Source organism: Aeromonas sp. WP2-W18-CRE-05 (genome assembly GCF_014168615.1).
In the GTDB taxonomy this organism is placed as follows: Bacteria; Pseudomonadota; Gammaproteobacteria; order Enterobacterales; family Aeromonadaceae; genus Aeromonas; species Aeromonas caviae.
In genome coordinates this window covers 1,476,273-1,492,888 of sequence record NZ_AP021917.1, presented here as the reverse complement: position 1 = coordinate 1,492,888, position 16,616 = coordinate 1,476,273, and the positions used below count along the sequence as shown (strand labels likewise).

Here is a 16,616-nt window from a genome sequence, read left to right as displayed (position 1 = left end):
GGTCAACTCCGCACGATGTTCGCGCCAGCAAGCATGTCGTCCTCACCCGCAGAACCGATGCGGATGGAGTCGAGATGGGCTACTACAGCACGAAGCTTGTCGATGTCATTGGCCTTCAACGCCTCCGCTCCCGCAGCCACCAACTGGGCATGCTCGCGGGCATCAGGGAAGAGGTAGGCATCCTCGGCCAGCCACTTGAAGCGCTCGATGACGAACCAGTCCTGGCGCCACAAGATCATGAAGCTGCGACTGCGCAGATCATCCAGGTGCGACTCGAAGTCGCCACTAGGGCTGCCAATCGCGCGCTGCGCCGTCTTGACCAAGTTGTCGAAAGACGAGGCTTCGGTGGGTCTGGCGTGCTGGCGCACCACCTTGTCGAAGAAATCGACTGCCTTGTCCAGTTCCAGCTGGCGAATGTCTTTTAGATGCTCCTTGCGGGTCAGCGCCAGCAGCCGCTTGGCCTCCTGGACGTGATCCATCGCCTGCTTGGCCGTCTCGGGGTCGGCCTCGTCAGTTTTGATGGTGCTCGCTTGCTCGAGCTTCTCGCGGGCCTGCTCAAGACGTGGGTCATAGACCTTGGACGCCATCTCGTCAAGCCGCTGCAAGGTGTGGTCCGACTGCTCCTGGATGTTCTTCGCTTGGTTGGTGTAGTCGACCTTACCTTCCTGACTCGAGTAGAAATTATGGCTACTCTGGAATGAGCCACTAATGGATGGAACCGAAACCTCTAGGAAAATATTCCCAGAATCGCGCACCTCATACTCACAAATAAGGTCAGCGCCCGCCGCGATCACGTCATCATCAAAATCCGTTCCGCTGATCTTGAACAGGCCAATGAAGCGATTGTCGTGGATCGTGTCATCTATATCACCCTCCCAGAGTTTAAAGTTAAGAGAGCCGGGACTGCCTGCCTTTAGTGACTCTCCTGCCTTGAAAATCTCCTTGCCTTTTTTGGGCAGCTGATCCCCCTCCTTGACAATATTCACAAGGATCGACCTCCCTCCAACTTTGTTGCGTGCCTCAATTCCAATGGAGTGCGACGCAGGAATTGCATCGATGCTAGCGGCGGTGCGTGCAATGACAATCTTGTCTTCACGCAGCGATACGGGCCCGCCGTTGGAATCGAACACAAACACCTTGAAGGTGTTGTCGCCAGGCTTGGTCAGGTTGAGTTCGATACCTGCGCCATCCTTCAGGGCGATGCGTCCGGAGGACCACCCGGTGTCCAGACTGTCGATCTGAAACTCGACTCCAGCCGGAGCAGAACTTCCCAGTTTGGCGACGATCTTTGCCTTCGAGTCGGGCGTGCGCGCGATGTAGTTGAACGACAGATCAAGCGCGCCACCGGCGCTGATGGCTCCTCGGGCGCTCTTACGCCCACGGCTCTGCGACGCCCAATCGATGGACTCGGCGAAGACCGCTGCGCCTTCCGCAACGGCGGTCATCGGATTCACATCGGTGGACGGCGCGATACCGAGTTCGAAGGCCACCTTGTCACGCAGATTCTTGTACTGTGCCGGACCGCCCACAAAGACAATGCGCTCAATGTCGTGTGGGCTCAGACCTGCCTTTTCTATGCTCTCGCGAGTGGCTTGGATGGACTCATCAACCTTGAACGCAATCAAGTCGTCGTACAGACTCCGGTTGATAGGAATATCGAGATAGATCTCTTCGCCAGCTTGGTCGCGCACGCCGAGTTCATTCTCAGCAAGGCTGATAACAGATTCGTCGCTTTGCGATAGTGCAATCTTTGCCTTTTCAGCCGCCCAGGTCGCAAGGGTTCGCAATGACTTGTACTGCGAATTGGACGCCAAATCTTCTGGTAAATCAAAGTTCTCGAGCAGCCACGGCTTGACTACGTTGTCGAACAAGATGCGGTCGAAATCGCGTCCACCGCACATAGCTATGCCGCCGTGGGCGAGCAAGTTCACTCGGCCGCCAATGCTTTCAGCAATGGCAACATCCAGTGTGCCGCCGCCAATGTCGTACACGACAAAGATGCCATCAGTCTTTCGCTGCCGCATGACGCTCATCACGGCGGCCACCGGTTCTTGCATCAAGGCTACTCGCCCGAGCCCAGCCGCATCAGCGGCAGCCATCGTCGAGTCCTTCTGCATCTGGTTGAACGCGGCTGGAACCGTAATGACCGTGCCGGTATCGCCATCGCCCCGGATCTCTTCCGGCAGGTAGCCGTACAGCGCACGCAGCACCTCGGCAGAGCATTCCTCTGGCGTCATGGTGAGGTTCACCGCCGGCAGCTTCACCGGCGTGCTCGTACCCATGAGCCGCTTGAATAGCACTGCCGCGTTGTCGGGATTGCGTGCGGCGTTGTTGTAGGCGCGCGAACCGACGTACTTGTTGCCACGCCGGTCGATGAAGATGGCCGACGGCGTGACGTCATGCTGTTCTGGACTCTTGTAGAGCCGGATCGACTCGCCGTCGAAGGAGCAGATGGCACTGTTGGTCGTGCCTAGGTCGATACCGACATACTTCATGCTTCCACCTTCCTGAGCATTACCGTGCCTTGTTTGCGCAGGCCGTTCGGCCCCATGATGATTGGCTCCACCATCTGATCGACGAGCAACACGTCGTCAGGGCCGAAGTCCCCGAGGTTCAATGCCGATGCCGCCATGCCAGCGTCGTAGGGCTGCCCCTCGACGTTGACCAGCTTGAGGCCACTCGAGTCGAGGCTCTCCTCGACCTTCTTCTGGAAGTAGCGGAGCTGATTGACGTAACGACCCGACTCACCCGCATCGAGTTTGCTGACGACCTTTCCGAACAGACGCGAGAAACGCCAACTCTCGACAGCGATGTCGATCAGGGATTGCTCCATCTGCTCACTGCTTTCGGCCTGCTGGGTCATCAAATCCTCCTGTGGTTACGTCTTATCGGCTTTTCCGCCCTGCGTTTGCTGCTGAATCCATTAAGTGATCTCCGCCTTGGAGAACCGCCATGTCCCACCAACCTTGAACGCGGGGATCTTTTTGGCTGCGGCCAGCCTGTAGATCGTCCGGTCCGTGACCTTTAGGAACTCTGCAACCTGTCTGAGGGTGAGGATCTCCCCCTCGTCGGCACTGGATGTCATGGTCCTGACCAATCGTGATCAATTGTGGGTAAGATAGTACAATCTTTTCATGATCATAACCACATGCGTATGGCGTACTGACCCAGCCTGAAAGGCCGGCCCAGCGCGCCAGGTGCATCAAACAACGATCCTCATCTCGTAGCCGTTCCCCCAAATTCCTTCTGCAAGAAATCGCGGCATCTGATCATCTGTACCGCCATAGCTCGCGCCGACGAACCAGGTCGCATGCGGTGCACTATCTATCGTCTGAGTGGTCATCCCCCGCCCCTTTAGTAATACTGCCGGATGTAGCTGTAGGCTTTCTCGAACAGCTCCTCATCCGCGTGCAGCTTGTATTTGAAGAGGGCCTTGCGCAGTGCCTTCTTGACCTCACGCTCACCCGCCTGAGTCCCTTGCCAGCCCGGGAAGCGGACCAGTCGCACGATCTCGTCGATGTCCGCCACAACGCGTTCGACCATGATGGGCGTCTCGGCGGTCTTCACCTCGTTGAACAGCTCGGTCAGCGCCGCCTTGCCGCGATCCTCGTCCTCTTCGGGCGGGACCTCCTTCTCGGCTTGCAGCGTCTCCTTGGCGATCTCCAGCAACTGCTTCAGAAACTCGACGCTGTTGATCTGCCCGGATTCGAAGCGGTCCTTCAGCGCATCGAGCCGCTCCGACAGCTTCTTGAACTTGGGGTTGCCGCCATGCCCGCGCAGCCGGCGCTTGAGCTTGATCTCGATCTCCTTGGCCTTCTTCGGGTCAGGGTTCGACAGCACAGCCTCCAGCAGATCGGCGTCCAGCACCAGGGTGTCGAGGTCATCCCGCACCGCGTCGACATGCACGTTCTGGTGGATCAGCTCGATAGTCTTGGCGCCCAGAGAGTGCCAGATCAACTTGCCGTGGCCACTGGACGGCTGCACCGACTGGTACACCTGAGACAGCCACTTATAGTCCTTCTCGAAGGGGCCCAGAACAGTGTCCGGTGACAGCGCCTCCCAGATCTTGTTGAGCACGCTGTACTCAGCAGCAAAGTTGTCTCGCACCTCATTGTTGGGCAGGCACTGTTGTGCAGCGATCAGGCCCTCATAACCTTGCAGGGTGCGATCACAGCCAGTGAAGTAGGCCAGACATTTCTGCATGGCTTCGGGCAGCTTGTCCTTCAACTCCTGGATGTTGCTGACCACCTGCTTGACGCTCTGGTCGTCGAATTCCAGCGCCGCTGCCACGTCATCGAAGATGCCGAGGTAGTCGACGATCAGACCATGGGTTTTCTGCTCGGAGTAGGTACGGTTTACCCGGCAGATGGCCTGGAGCAGCGTGTGGTCACGCAGCGGCTTGTCCAGGTACATGGCCTGCAAAATAGGCGCGTCGAAGCCGGTCAGCAGCTTGGCCGTGACGATGATCAGCTTCAGCGGGTCGGCCGGGTCGAGGAACCGGTCCAGCAGTCGTTCTTCTTCGTCGCGGCTTCGGTCGTAGGGCGCGTACTCCGGGTGCTCCTTCTTGTCCGCCGCCTGCACCGACATGACGATGTCCGTGGCCTCGGGCGGCAACAACTTGTCCAGCTCGGCCTTGAATAGCAGGCAGGATTCCCGGTCGAAGGTGACGATCTGGCCCTTGAAGCCGTTGGGCTCCACCTTGGTCTGGAAGTGCTCGACGATGTCCTCGCACACCTTGCGGATGCGCTCAGGCGTCTTCACCAGCACGGCCATCTTGGCGGCGGTCTTGGCGAGGTTGTCCTTGTCGAGATCCGACAGGCCGCCGGTCAGGTCTTTGTATGCGGCATCCAGCGCTGCCTTGTCGATGTGCAGATCGATCAAGCGCGGTTCGAAGTGCAGTTTCAGTGTGGCACCGTCGCGGATCGACTCCTCGAAGCCGTACCGGCTCATGTAGCCCTTCTCGTCCTCTTCGGCACCGAAGGCATAGAAGGTATTGCGGTCGGCACGGTTGATCGGCGTACCGGTCAGGCCGAACAGAAACGCGTTAGGCAGGGCCTCGCGCATCTTGCGGCCCAGGTCGCCTTCTTGCGTGCGGTGGGCTTCGTCCACCAAGGCAATGATGTTGCTGCGGTCGTTCAGGCTGCCGGTGGCCTCGCCGAACTTGAAGATCGTGGTGATGATGATCTTGCGCACGTCCTGCGCCAGCAACTGCTGCAGTTTGTCGCGGCTGTCCGCCTTTTCCAGATTGGGAATGTCCGCCCCGGTGAAGGTGCCGGTGATCTGGCTGTCGAGATCGATCCGGTCCACCACGATCAGCACAGTGGGGTTCTTCAGGCCGGCGTGCATGCGCAGCTTCTGCGCGGCAAACACCATCAGCAGTGACTTGCCCGAACCCTGGAAGTGCCAGATCAAGCCCTTTCTGGGGTAACCCGCCAGCACCCGCTCGACGAGCTTGTTGGCCGCTTCAAACTGCTGGTAGCGGCAGATGATCTTGATGCGCTGCTTTTTCTTGTTGGTGGCGAACAGGGTGAAGCCGCCGAGAATGTCCAGCACCACATGCGGGCGCAGCATGCTCTCGGCCGACAGCTTGAGGGATTTGAGCGGGTGGTGCTGGCCATCGTCGCCATCACCATCCAGATGCCAAGGGCCCCAGTCCTTGACTGGTAGCCCGATGGAGCCATAGCGGTACGCCTTGCCCTCGGTGGCCACCGAGAACACGTTGCAGACGAACAGCTCGGGTACGAACTTCTCGTAGTCGTCGTGCACCTGCACCGCAGCGTCGACCCAGCTGATGCACTTCTTGACCGGCGTCTTGGCCTCAATCAATACCAGTGGCAGCCCGTTTACCAACATCACCAGATCAGCCCGGCGTTCAGTGGAGCCGGCGCGGTAGGTGTACTGCTGGGTGACGATGTACTGGTTCTGCGCCAGGTCATCCAGGTCGATCAGCCGCACCGGCACATGCTCGTTGTTGGGGCCGAAGGGCATCGAGCGCTCGCCGCGCATCCACGCGGTCATTTCCTCGTTGGCGCGGATCAGACCATCCGAGCGCACCGACAGCACGATAGCGCGCAGCTTGTAGAGCACTTCATCGGCGCGGTCGGGCTGAGCAGCAATCTCGGGGTTCAGACGGGTCAAGGCATCGCGCAGCCAGGGTTCGACCAGCACTTCCTGAATCTGGCACGGCACGTCAGCCGGGGCGGAGTAGCTCCAGCCGATGCCTTTTGGGCTGGGACCATAGCTAGCTTGAGGTTCCTGGGCGGTGTTGGCCGGCATTGTTATTGGCTACTGTCGTTGTAAGTTGAATGTGGCTGCATGGGGCGCAGTGCCACACTGTCACCACCATGGCTACACACTGTCGCCACAGGGTGACCACACTGTCGCCACAGGGTGACCACACTGTCACCACCATGGCTACACACTGTCGCCACAGGGTGACCACACTGTCGCCACCATCCTTGCCACCCATTCAACACATTGTTCGCACAAGGCTGCCACGTTGTTGCCAGCATGCCGCCACACTGTTTACACAGTCGGCCGGCAGCCCGGTCTGATCGCACAGTTAATTTTTGCTGGTCACAAAGGCTCTTGCCACGTTACTCCCCATCACATTTGGGCGCGACATGTATGACGCAGTGTGTTTGATGATACGACGCAATGTTGGAATGTACGTTGTGCGACGTTAGAAAGATCGTTAAGCACACTAGATATAACGTAGTATTATGTTGGTCATCACATCATTTTTTTGCGCCCCAACACAACACCATTAGGAAGAACGTAGCGTGACGTTAGAAAGAACGTAGCGCCAGATGGGGAGTAACGGGGCATGTGACCAGCTAAAAGTCATGCGATCAGCGCAGCACGATTTGAAAACCCAACGGATGGAAACAGCGCATTTTTTGCTTACTCAGTTGGCGGCATGTCCGCTTTTCCGCTGCTGCGGAAATGGCTATCAACCAGCTTGGCGATGTCGGCAGGCTGGGCTCCTGTCTTGAGCGCAAGGCACAGCGCTTGTTCCAGCTGCTGCCACCCCCGTGATGACGCGACATTGCTGCCAACCGTTTCGGTCAGACGGAACATCAGCCCTTCCAGCAGCTCTTCGTCACCCACGTCCGCTGCGGCCTGCTCCGCCAGCGCCAAGAGGACGTTGTGTGCTGATGCCAACGAGTCGATTGGCACCCCGGCCAATGCTGCAGGGGTGGTGATGACACGATCCACCCTGACGACTGTCGCCAAATCAAGGGCTTGATCGACGCCCGGCTCGATCTCCATGCGGATCAGCACATCGCCAGCCAACAGAAAGCGCGTCTTAATGAGCCCCGGCTGTTCATCCTGAAACAACCACACTGGCTGCGTGTTGGCCAGCAGCGTGCCTAGTACAAGCTTGCTGTCATCCAGCGCCCCGCGATCATGCCAAGGGTGCAACACGTCGGTACGCAGGCGGCCGCCTTCCACACCGAGGTGGTGCAACAGGCCGACCAGTCGTTTGGCGGAGATCACCTGCTCCTTGCCACGCAGCCAGACCGAGAGGTTGGCAGTGCGGATACCGGTGGCCTCGGCGATCCGCCCCAGCGTTTCCCCGCGCAGTCGTATCAAGGCAGCGGCAAGGGCTGGCAATTGTTCGTTGGTAAGGCTTGGCATATCGGGCTCTGCGAATTCACTGTAAATCACTATAAGACTTATTGGCCGACAAGACGAGCGCGCGGAGTTTGGCGATTCGTGTAAATTGGCGTTATAGTAAATTATAGTTAGATGTTTTGAGAGGCCATCATGCGCAAGCCGAAGCAAATCCGTCCGTTGCGCCTGCGGGAATACGAAGCTGCCATTACTGCGCTCAAGGAGCAGCATCCCTGGCTTGCCCGGCAGATCGTCGAACCCGCGCCGGGGCATCTGGCTTTGGTAGCACATCTGTTTGCCCAGGTGGAATGCCTGCTGCCGCCCACAGTGCTCGCACTCAAGGGCTCACTGTCGGTGAGTTGCAACCGGGATCGCCTGGTCATTCATTACCAGCCGCCGCGACGCCACAGCGAACGTGCAGCGGCAGTGTTCGATCTGATTGCCCAGACCAAGCACCTTTCGCTGCAACAATGCCCCGTCTGCGGCGCACAGGTTATCGGGGACGGCATCCGTCCCCAGCGCTGCCCGCAACATGACGGCATCCAAGGGTTGTTTGCCGAAGAAGTGCGCCGCAGCCGCCAGCTCATCGTCGAACAGGGGGTACAGCAGGTGGTGCACGATCTGGGCAAGGTGACGACCGAAGATGTACGTGCCGCCGTGGCGGCTGAAAATGAGCCGGTCTTGAGTGAAGCCGAACCGGAGCAGGTTCAGGAGCAGCCGACAGAAGCCGCTAAATCAGCGCCCTTGCCGAGCATCGTCTTTCTCGATGAAGCCGGGCTGGAGGCGTTCGTGGATCGCCACCGACCAAAAGGCGACGACAAGTTCAAGCGCGCACAGGCGATGGCAGAGCGGATCAAGCGGGCGGGCCATGGCAGCCGCCAACTGGGCCTGCTACCCCCGGACTGGAAAGCCCTGCTGGATGAGTTCGCGCAGGCTTTCCCAAACTTCCATGAACTGGCCGAGCTGCTGCGTGATCACTTCGCCTTGTCCAGTCTGGGCGATGGCCGCGTGTCCTGGCCTGCCGTGTTGCTGGTCGGCCCGGCGGGCATTGGTAAAACCGAGGCGGCACGCTGGCTGGCCGATCAGCTCGTGCTGCCGTTTCGGGTCTTCGATATGGCGAGCACGCAATCGAGTTCGCCGCTCGCCGGTTCCGAATCATTTTGGAGCAATTCCGAGCCAGGCCAGCTCTTTGAGCTGTTGGCCTACCAGCCACTGGCCAACCCGGTGGTGGTACTCGATGAACTGGACAAGGCCAGTAACGGCAGACCGCAATACGATCCGCTGGCAGCACTCTATACCTTGCTGGAACCGCGCAGTGCGCGGGATTTCAGCGACTTGTCGATCCGCGACTTTGCCATTGACGCCAGTCATGTCAATTGGATGGCGACCGCGAATGAGCTGGAGGCGATTCCGGGGCCGCTACGCTCACGGCTGACGGTGTTGCACATTCAACCGCCCAGGCCGGAGCAGGTCAGAAGCATCGCGCAGTCGATTTACAACCGACTCCGCGACGAGTCGAGCTGGGGCACGGCCTTTGTCGAGCGACTGGATGATGATGTCCTGTCCCGCCTGCAAGCCTTGCCACCGCGCAGTGTGCGTCTGGTTCTGCAGCGGGCCTTGGGTTCGGCAGCTCGTGATGACCGAGGAATCGTCCAGGTGCAAGACATCAGACCGCCGGTCGAGATCAACCGCCGTGGCGTTGGCTTTGTCAGCGAGGGCTGGAATTGAGGTTGCTCAGCGTTGTCCGGATAGCCAGGCCGCACCGGCGGCCAGTGCATCGGCCTCGCTGGGGTAAGTGGTCGATGGGCCGCTGATGATGCAGGGCTTGGTTTCGCCGTCGCCTTCCACCGTCCACAGCTCCCAGGTTCCGTCATTTTTCCAGCTAGGGATGGCGGTGTAGGGTTTGTCTTTCAGCGCAGCCAGCGCGGCATCCACTTCGGGGCGAATCTGCAACTCACCCGAGTAGATATAGGGTGTCGCGCAGCGGGCATCAGATCGGCTCATGTTCCTTGCTCCAAAAAAGCTCCAGTAGTGCGCTCGCCTGCAGGTAGATACCGGGGTTGCGTGCTTCACTCGGGCCAGCAATGTTGAGAATAGCGATGGAATGGCTAAGCAACCAGTCTTGCCATGCCGCCAACAGCTCTTCTGCAGGGTCATGCAAATCGCACTGCAGTAGCGGCTTGCCGTGTCCCGTCGCCAGATCGCGAGTGAGCAGGCTGCCACCTTCGATCCTGTCCCGGTAAATGATCAGTGTGGCATCAGCGTCCAGCACATTGCGTTTGGTGCGCTGGCGATAACCGCTGGATTCGGTCTCCATCAACTGGTAGCGAGCATCCAGTACGCCATCAGCGGCCCGTCGGCCTGCCGGGCACCAGCCGCCGTGCGGAATCTGCCGGGCAATGGCGAAATCCAGCGCCGCCCGGTCTACGCCGGTCTGGCCGCCGGAGAGGATGCGCTGAATGCTCACCCTTGCTCCGTTGCGGCGACCGTGCAAGTCACTTGAACCTCTGCGCTGGGCTGATCTGCCGAGAGCTGGCCGATGCGCCCGCGCTGGCTGGCAAGCTTCAGTTGCTTGCGCACCTGTTCCAGGCTGCGTTTTTCAATGACGGATGTATAGCTCGCACCCAATTCACCATCCGGGTCGATGAACAGCTCGATACGCGTCACCGGCAACCCGAACACTGTGAAGCTGCGTGCCGGTGTCAGCGACCAACTGCCGGGAGCATTGGGCGCAATGCCGTCCAGTACGTGCAACGGCAAGGCTTGACGGCATTCCACGGCGGCGACGATGGCTGGCTCGATCCGCAACCAGTGGTTGAGGTCTGGGGCAGTGCCATCCATCAGCACCACCGGCATGGCTGCCAGTAGCAACGCTTTCATCCCTTGATGTTCCTGATCCAGAAGCGGCGGTCATCGACCGTGAAGTTGGGGTCATAGCCGACCAGCGTCAGCAACGAACCGACATAGTAAAGGCCGAACTGATTCATCAGCCAGCGCTCCATCGCCGGGTCGCTGGGCAGCTTGCTGTACGGTGGGGTTGGCCCGTCGCTGCGAACCTGACCGCTGGTCTTGCCGGAGATGGAAAAGCTCTTCCAGGTCAGCACGAAGTTGTTTGACTGTTTCGGCAGCTCCGGCGCGCAAAGCGACAGATTGCTGAAGCGCTCGGAGCGCTTGGCGTCGTGCCAGAGCACTGCGTCAAAGTGAATGCAATCGCTGGCTTTGAGCGTGAGGCTACGGGTCAGGGTCATCTGATCAGCCGGAATTTGCAGATTGCTGATCACCACCTTGGGCCACTCCGGGGCGCGACCGTCGGTAGACAGATTCTGGCGCAAGGCGTTATGCAGTGGAGTGCCAAGCAAGCTGTTGCGATTTGCTGCGCTTGCGGGCGTAGCCGCTTGCGAAAGGCTGCTCCCAATCGATTTTCCCAAGCCGTTCATGGAATCCAGTGCGCCTTGCATGTCGGGTGTGGCACAACCTGTCAATACAAAAGGCAGAAGCAGCAAGCTCCGGTAGTGTTTCATCGCAGTTCCTCGCGAGGTTATCCGTTAAAGAGGGCATTGAGCCGGGCGCACCAGGTTTCCGCCGCCCGACGGCTCATGGGAAAACTGAGTACTGGTCGTTGCGGATCGGCGGTTTGCAGCTCGATGGCGAAGTCTTTCGCGCGTACCGTGCGCTCGAAGGTCGGCACGCTCATGCCGCTGGCGTTGACCTGACGGCTACCGCCGTTCATCTCCATGCTCTCGACCTCGCGCCAGGTCATCCGCCAATCAAGCAGCCAGGAGAAGTCGTGCAGTTTGTATGCGTCATTAACCACATCACAGGCCGCGATCTTGCGATTCTGAGAGTCAAAAACAAGGAATGCCGGTGCGGGATAACCCAGGAGATGTCCAGCATCGAATGACAGGCCCTGCTGGCCGTTGATCCTGGCGACAAGGGCCTGACAGCTGGCCTGCAAGCGCGCGAGAAAGCGGAAGGACAGCGTGAAGATCGCCAGCGAAATCAGTAGATAGAGCATCAGCTCACTGGTCAGCAGCTCCCAAAGCGATGTCTGTGACAGGCGCGCAGGCCCCACGCCGAACATCGCCAGAACAAAAATCAGCGTAAAACCAGCGGCAGCGAGACCTGAAAGCCCTGCCACCGGAACAGCAAGCCCCGCAGCTGCTCCCATCCCCGCAGTCTTCCAGACGCTTGCCATACGTCATTTCCTCCATTTTGTTACTCATAGAGGCCATTTTATGGCGCCTGCATTCAATTGTCACTCATAGTGCGGGCACTTATCGGGCGTAGCCCTATAGAGAGGGTACTCATAGAGTCATTTCTCTTTAAAGAAGAGAGAAATATGGCCCTTGATCCCCGACTACGCTTCGGCCTGAAGCTGATAGAAATCAGAAAGACCAGAGGGTGGTCGCAAGAACGCCTGGCACTGGAAAGTGGCTTGGCGCGCAGCTACCTAGGGGGTGTTGAGCGTGGGCAACGCAACATTGCCTTACTCAACATCTTCAAGCTGGCCGAGGCGCTGGGGGTGGAGCCTTCAGTACTGCTGGAGGCACCGGCTACCGGACAGGAGCCTGCACCGTAACATCGTAGCGTTACGTTATCGTAGCGTTACGATGTCGTCTGAAAAGGGTGAGTGCTCCGGGCAGGGCCGTCGAAGGAATATTGAAAACAGCCGACGCCAAGTAGCCCTGCTATTTTTAATGTAAGCGCCGCTAAATCGACCTACTTGCCTTCGTTGTATTGCGCCACTTTTTTTGCAATGGGCTCCAGCGGGACGTTCCAGGGTAGCAGGGCTTCGAGTTTTTCCAGGGTATCGGCCTCGCCGATCTGCGCCAGCACATAGTTGATATACGCTGATGGCTCCAGGTCATTTGCTTTGGCTGTCTCCAGCAACGAGTAGCAGGTCGCGCTGGCCTTGGCGCCTTGCGCGCTGTCGGCGAACAACCAGGCCTTGCGCCCCACGGCGAACGGGCGGATCGCGTTCTCCGCCAACACATTGCTGATGTGTAGATCACCCCGCTCGCAGTAGCCGACCAGATAGGGCCACTGCCCCAGCGTGTATTCCATCGCCTTTCTCGTCAGCGAGCCTTTCATCACCTTGCCGACGTTATTGTCCAGCCAGGTTTTGAACTCCGCCAACAGCGGCATGCTACGCGTCTGCCGTGCCTGATAGCGTTCGGCATCACTGCGCTCCTTCTGCTCCCGCTCGATGGCATAGAGTTTACTTATGTACCCCAGGGCTACATCGGCCTTGCTGGCACCGGACTTGCTCTTGCCCTTCGCAACGGTCGGCGCGGCCTGGGTCGCTTCGATGAATTTGCGCCGCGCATGATCCCAGCAGCCAATCCGGGTGAGACCGCTCTGTTTGCACACCTGGCTATAGCCAGAATAGCCATCGGCTTGCAGTACGCCGCTAAAACCGTCCAGCAGGCGCACGGGTACGCTTCCGGCGCGCGACGGATCATATTCAAATAACACAGCGGGGCGGCCCGGCGGACCACCGCGGGTCACCCACATCCATTTGTCCGATTGCGCAGTTTTGCCCTCTTCTTTGAGCACCTGGATCCGCGTCTCGTCGGCTTGCAGGTACGTCGCGTGGTTCTGCTCCTCGCGCAGCAGGTTTATCAATGGCTGGAACACCTCGTCCAGCCGGATGATCCAGTGGGCCATGCTGGTGCGGCTCACCTCCTGCCCCAGGCGCTTGAACATCTGCTCCAGACGGTACAGTGGCAGGCCATCGGCATACTTAGAGGTAATGATGTAGCCCAGCAATGACGGCGTGGCGATACATTTGCCCAGCGGGTGTACGGGGCGGTTGGCCGCGAGGATCACCTCTTCGCCATCACGCTCGAACACCGCCTTCTCTTGCCAGATCTCCAGCACCTTGAGTTGAGCCGGAATGAACTGCAACTCCTCTTTGACCTTGGTAAAGAACACCTTGCTGGCCCCGGCTTTCTGCTCATCGCTGAGGGTGAGTTCGATGCGCTCGCGCAGCAGTGAGGCGGAGAAGCCACGTTGACGCGGCTTGGCCTTTGCTTCGGCAGTGTGCGGCAGGTCATCGGGTAACTGGGCCAGCAGGGCGTCCATGTCCGCTTCCAGCTCTGCCTCATCAAAGAGCTGGAGCTGATGAAGTTTCTCGCTGCTGGCGGCAAAGCGCTGGATCCTGCGCAGACGCAGCAGCTCTTCGAGTAACAGGATATGGGCGTCACGCCGCTGGATAGCCTCTTCTTTGGATTGAAGAGCTTCGTCTTTTAACGCCAACTGTTGCTGAAAACCCGCAATAACCGCCAACAACTCAGCGGCGCTAAGGCCACTGAGATCAGGTGATGGGGTGAGGTTTTTCAGCGTCATTTTCATGAGGAAATTATAACAAAAACAAGGCGGTAAAGCACGAGGTTGGCGGTATTAAAGCGTCTCATAATGCAGTGTTTTATGGCCCTGCATCAAGGAGATATCGTAGCCATCGAGCAACCAGTTTATCTGCTCGGAAGAGAGGGAGAGTAGCTCATCGGCAGACGATGGCCACTTGAATTTCTCCTCGGCCAGCGCCTTGTAATAGAGCACAAAGCCGTTGTCCTCCCACATCAGACACTTGATCTTGTTGCGGCGGCGATTGGTAAAGGCATAGAGGGCACCGGTGAACGGGTTGTGCCCCAGTTGCTGCTCGACCAGCGCCGCCAGGCCGTGGGCCTGTTTACGAAAATCGATAGGAGCCCGATAGAGGTAGATCTGCGGCATGGTCAGTGCCGGACGCAAGTAACGAGGGCGCATTACAACTGCCTCATGATAGCGCCGAGCAAATCGATATTGCCCGGATGTAACCCGGAGAGAGTGATCCCGTTGGGTAAGGTGAGCGTCAAGCCGACTTCGGTCCCGACAGGAGCAGGCATGGCTACTCTGACAAAGCCAGGAAGAGAGTCCGAGTCTACAGGCTGTTCGAGCTTTTTACGCCAGTAAGCAAACTGGTGATAGACCAGTGCCTGGCTTTTGCAAAAGGCGTGGCCGGAGAGGCCGGAGTCAAGCCAGGCGGTGATCTGCTGTCGCCAAAAATCAGCACGTTCTTGAGTGGTCATAGTGAAAATCCAGCGAAGAGGTAATGGATTTCAAGTGTGACGAGCTGATTTTGGGAAAAAAAGATGCCGATTCAAGGGCGCTTACTTTTTAATAACGAGTAGCCACGCAGCGACCGGAGGGAGCGAAGGATTGCCCACAGCCGCAGAGCGGCAGCTACTAGGTTTTTATAAATACTAGAAAAACCTAAAAGCAGAGCTACTAGGGACAACCTCGCCATTTCGTTGAATCCCAGTCCCTGCGGGGCTTGCAGGCGATTCCGCACGTCGGCCTTGACTAGCGATGTCACGTAAAACGGCTAGAGATGTCACGTACCGATGACTAGCGATGTCACGTGGACAATTTACAGAAATGGCACCAAAGCCAGCTCTGGCAAGGGTTTCCGTCTTGCTAGTGATGTCACGTGGACAGCCCGAAAAGCCCACAGGCTTATCTCCTCCTCTTGGTCGCTGCGATATGCAGGCGTGCAGGGGTGAGGATCAGGTGATCTTTCGTTTCCTCGATGTGGTTCCGAGCCTCGGGATAGAACAGCAGCGCTTCGTTTAGCCGGAGGCGGAAATTGGTCTTGAAGTTGGCCAGCCCCTTGGGAGTATTCGCATAGCCAGAGCCGAACTGCATCATCAGGCCAGTCCATGGCACGTGAACAAGCCGTTTGCCTCCTTTGCTTGCCCCAACGTTCAAGGTGAACATGCGGTAGACCAGCCATGTGTAGATGTCCATCGCCAGAGGCGACTTTATGAGCGCACGTAGTGCCTCCATCTTGAGTGGCACGGGGGCGCTGATCAGACGTTTAAAAAAGTCTGTGCTCAAGGTGATCGAGCTTTCCCATGCCCCTCGTCGCACCGTATCGCGAGAGCTCCAGAAGACGAACGCCTCCTCCGCGATGAGGATGTTTCTGACGTGCAGCGCATCGCCATCTGCACCACCGACGGTAATCATCGAATGCACCAGCCGCAAGCTCTGGTCACGCACTCGCGCGATGTACCGGCCATCATTGTGCAGATCAAGACTTTGCAAGAATGCCGCCTGGGAACGCCCAAGCGATAGATCGGGACTACCTGTGCGAACGGCTTCAGTACACAGCCACGCCAGCAGCAGGCGCGGCAGCCCGCCATACGGTACGCCATAGTCGGGGTTGGCTACGATGGAAAGGCTCAGCTTGCCCGTGCCGCGTTTGAAATGGTTGGTCTTGGGGTCTGTATGAGGAAGCGTGGCCTGCGCCAGAAAGTGTGCGATGTAGCCTGTAGCGCCTGCGTTGCGGGCCTGCTCGATCTCCAGCTCCACAGCTTCGTCGATCAAGTGGCGTATCCGTGGAGTCAATGCATGGGCGGCGTCGTGCTGCTCTGCCTGCTTCGCCACCTCGGTGGCATTCTGCCTGATCCGCTCCAGCGGATCGCGCTTGAGCGTGACTTCTGCCACACCAGCGTCCAGCAAATTGCCCACGCTGCGCATCGCCAAGTCCTGACCTTTGACCTGCGAGATCGCGGCGATCAGGGATGGACAGCGTTGTTGCTGGCAGTACGGGCGGCAGCGGCCTTCTGTCCAAGCCATGTATCAATCTCGTGCTCCAGCCATCCGACAACCCGCTTGTTGATCTGGATGCATACCGGGAATGTCGGATCATCGCGTGTGATCCGCCAGAGCGTTACGTCGTTGATACCGCCAAGCTTTTCGCAGACGGCCTTGCGGCGTAGAATTTTCATCGTCCTCACCTCCTGCACATTGAAAGTCGATGCAGGAAGTTTCAGATGGCGACCCGGCAGCGGTCACGGATTCCCAGAAGGGAATTTTTGCAGCAAAAAATCCGACGGCTGCGATGCAGGACAGGCAAGCGATGCACGGGCCTCGCTCCGGGTAGCAGCGGCCAAAGTGTATATGGAAGTGACTACAAGATGTAGTGATAACAGAGACAATGCCGCTACCACACACGC

17 protein-coding genes are annotated in these 16,616 nt (G+C 58.5%); 2 read left to right on the top strand and 15 right to left on the bottom strand.

The genetic code is table 11. The features are described 5' to 3' along the window. Positions 1-2: 2 nt before the first annotated feature. The 5 genes from H7R73_RS07230 to H7R73_RS07210 all read right to left on the bottom strand — a co-directional run bounded on the left by H7R73_RS07230 (position 3) and on the right by H7R73_RS07210 (position 7,641). Positions 3-2,495 carry an Hsp70 family protein gene (locus H7R73_RS07230; protein WP_096106359.1) on the bottom strand — a complete coding sequence of 831 codons (2,493 nt, stop codon included), beginning with the start codon at positions 2,493-2,495 and terminating at the stop codon, positions 3-5. Next, positions 2,492-2,863 carry a hypothetical protein gene (locus H7R73_RS07225; protein WP_042047760.1) on the bottom strand — a complete coding sequence of 124 codons (372 nt, stop codon included), beginning with the start codon at positions 2,861-2,863 and terminating at the stop codon, positions 2,492-2,494. The genes H7R73_RS07230 and H7R73_RS07225 overlap by 4 nt, the downstream gene beginning before the upstream one ends. Positions 2,864-2,923: 60 nt before the next feature. Continuing rightward, positions 2,924-3,085, bottom strand: a complete 162-nt coding sequence (locus H7R73_RS07220; protein WP_096106360.1) for a helix-turn-helix domain-containing protein — start codon at positions 3,083-3,085, stop codon at positions 2,924-2,926. A gap of 269 nt (positions 3,086-3,354) precedes the next feature. Continuing rightward, positions 3,355-6,276, bottom strand: coding sequence for a type I restriction endonuclease subunit R (locus H7R73_RS07215; RefSeq protein ID WP_197971175.1), 2,922 nt, complete (start codon positions 6,274-6,276; stop codon positions 3,355-3,357). 627 nt (positions 6,277-6,903) lie between these two features. Further along, positions 6,904-7,641, bottom strand: a complete 738-nt coding sequence (locus tag H7R73_RS07210) for a hypothetical protein (RefSeq protein WP_059936899.1) — start codon at positions 7,639-7,641, stop codon at positions 6,904-6,906. A 129-nt stretch (positions 7,642-7,770) separates the two neighbouring features. Between H7R73_RS07210 and H7R73_RS07205 the strand changes: the two genes are divergently transcribed. Then, complete coding sequence (locus tag H7R73_RS07205; protein ID WP_096106361.1) at positions 7,771-9,345, top strand: AAA family ATPase; 1,575 nt, start codon at positions 7,771-7,773, stop codon at positions 9,343-9,345. A gap of 6 nt (positions 9,346-9,351) precedes the next feature. Here the strand turns inward: H7R73_RS07205 and H7R73_RS07200 are convergent, their stop codons facing one another. The 5 genes from H7R73_RS07200 to H7R73_RS07180 are packed head-to-tail and all read right to left on the bottom strand — an operon-like array spanning position 9,352 to position 11,812. Continuing rightward, entirely contained in the window at positions 9,352-9,621 is a 270-nt protein-coding gene (locus H7R73_RS07200; RefSeq protein WP_017936950.1) for a hypothetical protein, read from the bottom strand. Further along, the gene (locus H7R73_RS07195) at positions 9,608-10,084 is read right to left on the bottom strand and encodes a putative molybdenum carrier protein (protein WP_096106362.1); all 477 of its coding nucleotides are present in this window, start codon (positions 10,082-10,084) and stop codon (positions 9,608-9,610) included. The genes H7R73_RS07200 and H7R73_RS07195 overlap by 14 nt, the downstream gene beginning before the upstream one ends. Continuing rightward, positions 10,081-10,497: a hypothetical protein gene (locus tag H7R73_RS07190; RefSeq protein WP_059936908.1), complete on the bottom strand. Its 417-nt coding sequence runs from the start codon at positions 10,495-10,497 to the stop codon at positions 10,081-10,083. Before H7R73_RS07190 ends, H7R73_RS07195 begins: the two co-directional genes overlap by 4 nt. Beyond that, positions 10,494-11,138 carry a hypothetical protein gene (locus H7R73_RS07185; protein ID WP_069953369.1) on the bottom strand — a complete coding sequence of 215 codons (645 nt, stop codon included), beginning with the start codon at positions 11,136-11,138 and terminating at the stop codon, positions 10,494-10,496. The genes H7R73_RS07190 and H7R73_RS07185 overlap by 4 nt, the downstream gene beginning before the upstream one ends. A gap of 17 nt (positions 11,139-11,155) precedes the next feature. Beyond that, positions 11,156-11,812: a hypothetical protein gene (locus H7R73_RS07180; protein ID WP_096106363.1), complete on the bottom strand. Its 657-nt coding sequence runs from the start codon at positions 11,810-11,812 to the stop codon at positions 11,156-11,158. Between the two features lie 144 nt (positions 11,813-11,956). Here H7R73_RS07180 and H7R73_RS07175 point away from each other — a divergent pair, with 144 nt between their 5' ends. After that, the gene (locus H7R73_RS07175) at positions 11,957-12,196 is read left to right on the top strand and encodes a helix-turn-helix domain-containing protein (protein ID WP_096106364.1); all 240 of its coding nucleotides are present in this window, start codon (positions 11,957-11,959) and stop codon (positions 12,194-12,196) included. Between the two features lie 140 nt (positions 12,197-12,336). Here the strand turns inward: H7R73_RS07175 and tnpC are convergent, their stop codons facing one another. The 5 genes from tnpC to H7R73_RS07150 all read right to left on the bottom strand — a co-directional run bounded on the left by tnpC (position 12,337) and on the right by H7R73_RS07150 (position 16,388). After that, positions 12,337-13,971, bottom strand: a complete 1,635-nt coding sequence (gene tnpC / locus H7R73_RS07170) for an IS66 family transposase (RefSeq protein WP_096106365.1) — start codon at positions 13,969-13,971, stop codon at positions 12,337-12,339. A gap of 48 nt (positions 13,972-14,019) precedes the next feature. Further along, positions 14,020-14,385 carry an IS66 family insertion sequence element accessory protein TnpB gene (gene tnpB, locus H7R73_RS07165; protein WP_041205730.1) on the bottom strand — a complete coding sequence of 122 codons (366 nt, stop codon included), beginning with the start codon at positions 14,383-14,385 and terminating at the stop codon, positions 14,020-14,022. Continuing rightward, entirely contained in the window at positions 14,385-14,687 is a 303-nt protein-coding gene (tnpA, locus tag H7R73_RS07160) for an IS66 family insertion sequence element accessory protein TnpA (RefSeq protein WP_048228294.1), read from the bottom strand. Before tnpA ends, tnpB begins: the two co-directional genes overlap by 1 nt. 427 nt (positions 14,688-15,114) lie before the next feature. Then, entirely contained in the window at positions 15,115-16,236 is a 1,122-nt protein-coding gene (locus tag H7R73_RS07155) for a replication protein RepA (protein WP_197971174.1), read from the bottom strand. Further along, the gene (locus H7R73_RS07150; RefSeq protein ID WP_017245590.1) at positions 16,176-16,388 is read right to left on the bottom strand and encodes a helix-turn-helix transcriptional regulator; all 213 of its coding nucleotides are present in this window, start codon (positions 16,386-16,388) and stop codon (positions 16,176-16,178) included. Before H7R73_RS07150 ends, H7R73_RS07155 begins: the two co-directional genes overlap by 61 nt. Positions 16,389-16,616: the final 228 nt, after the last annotated feature.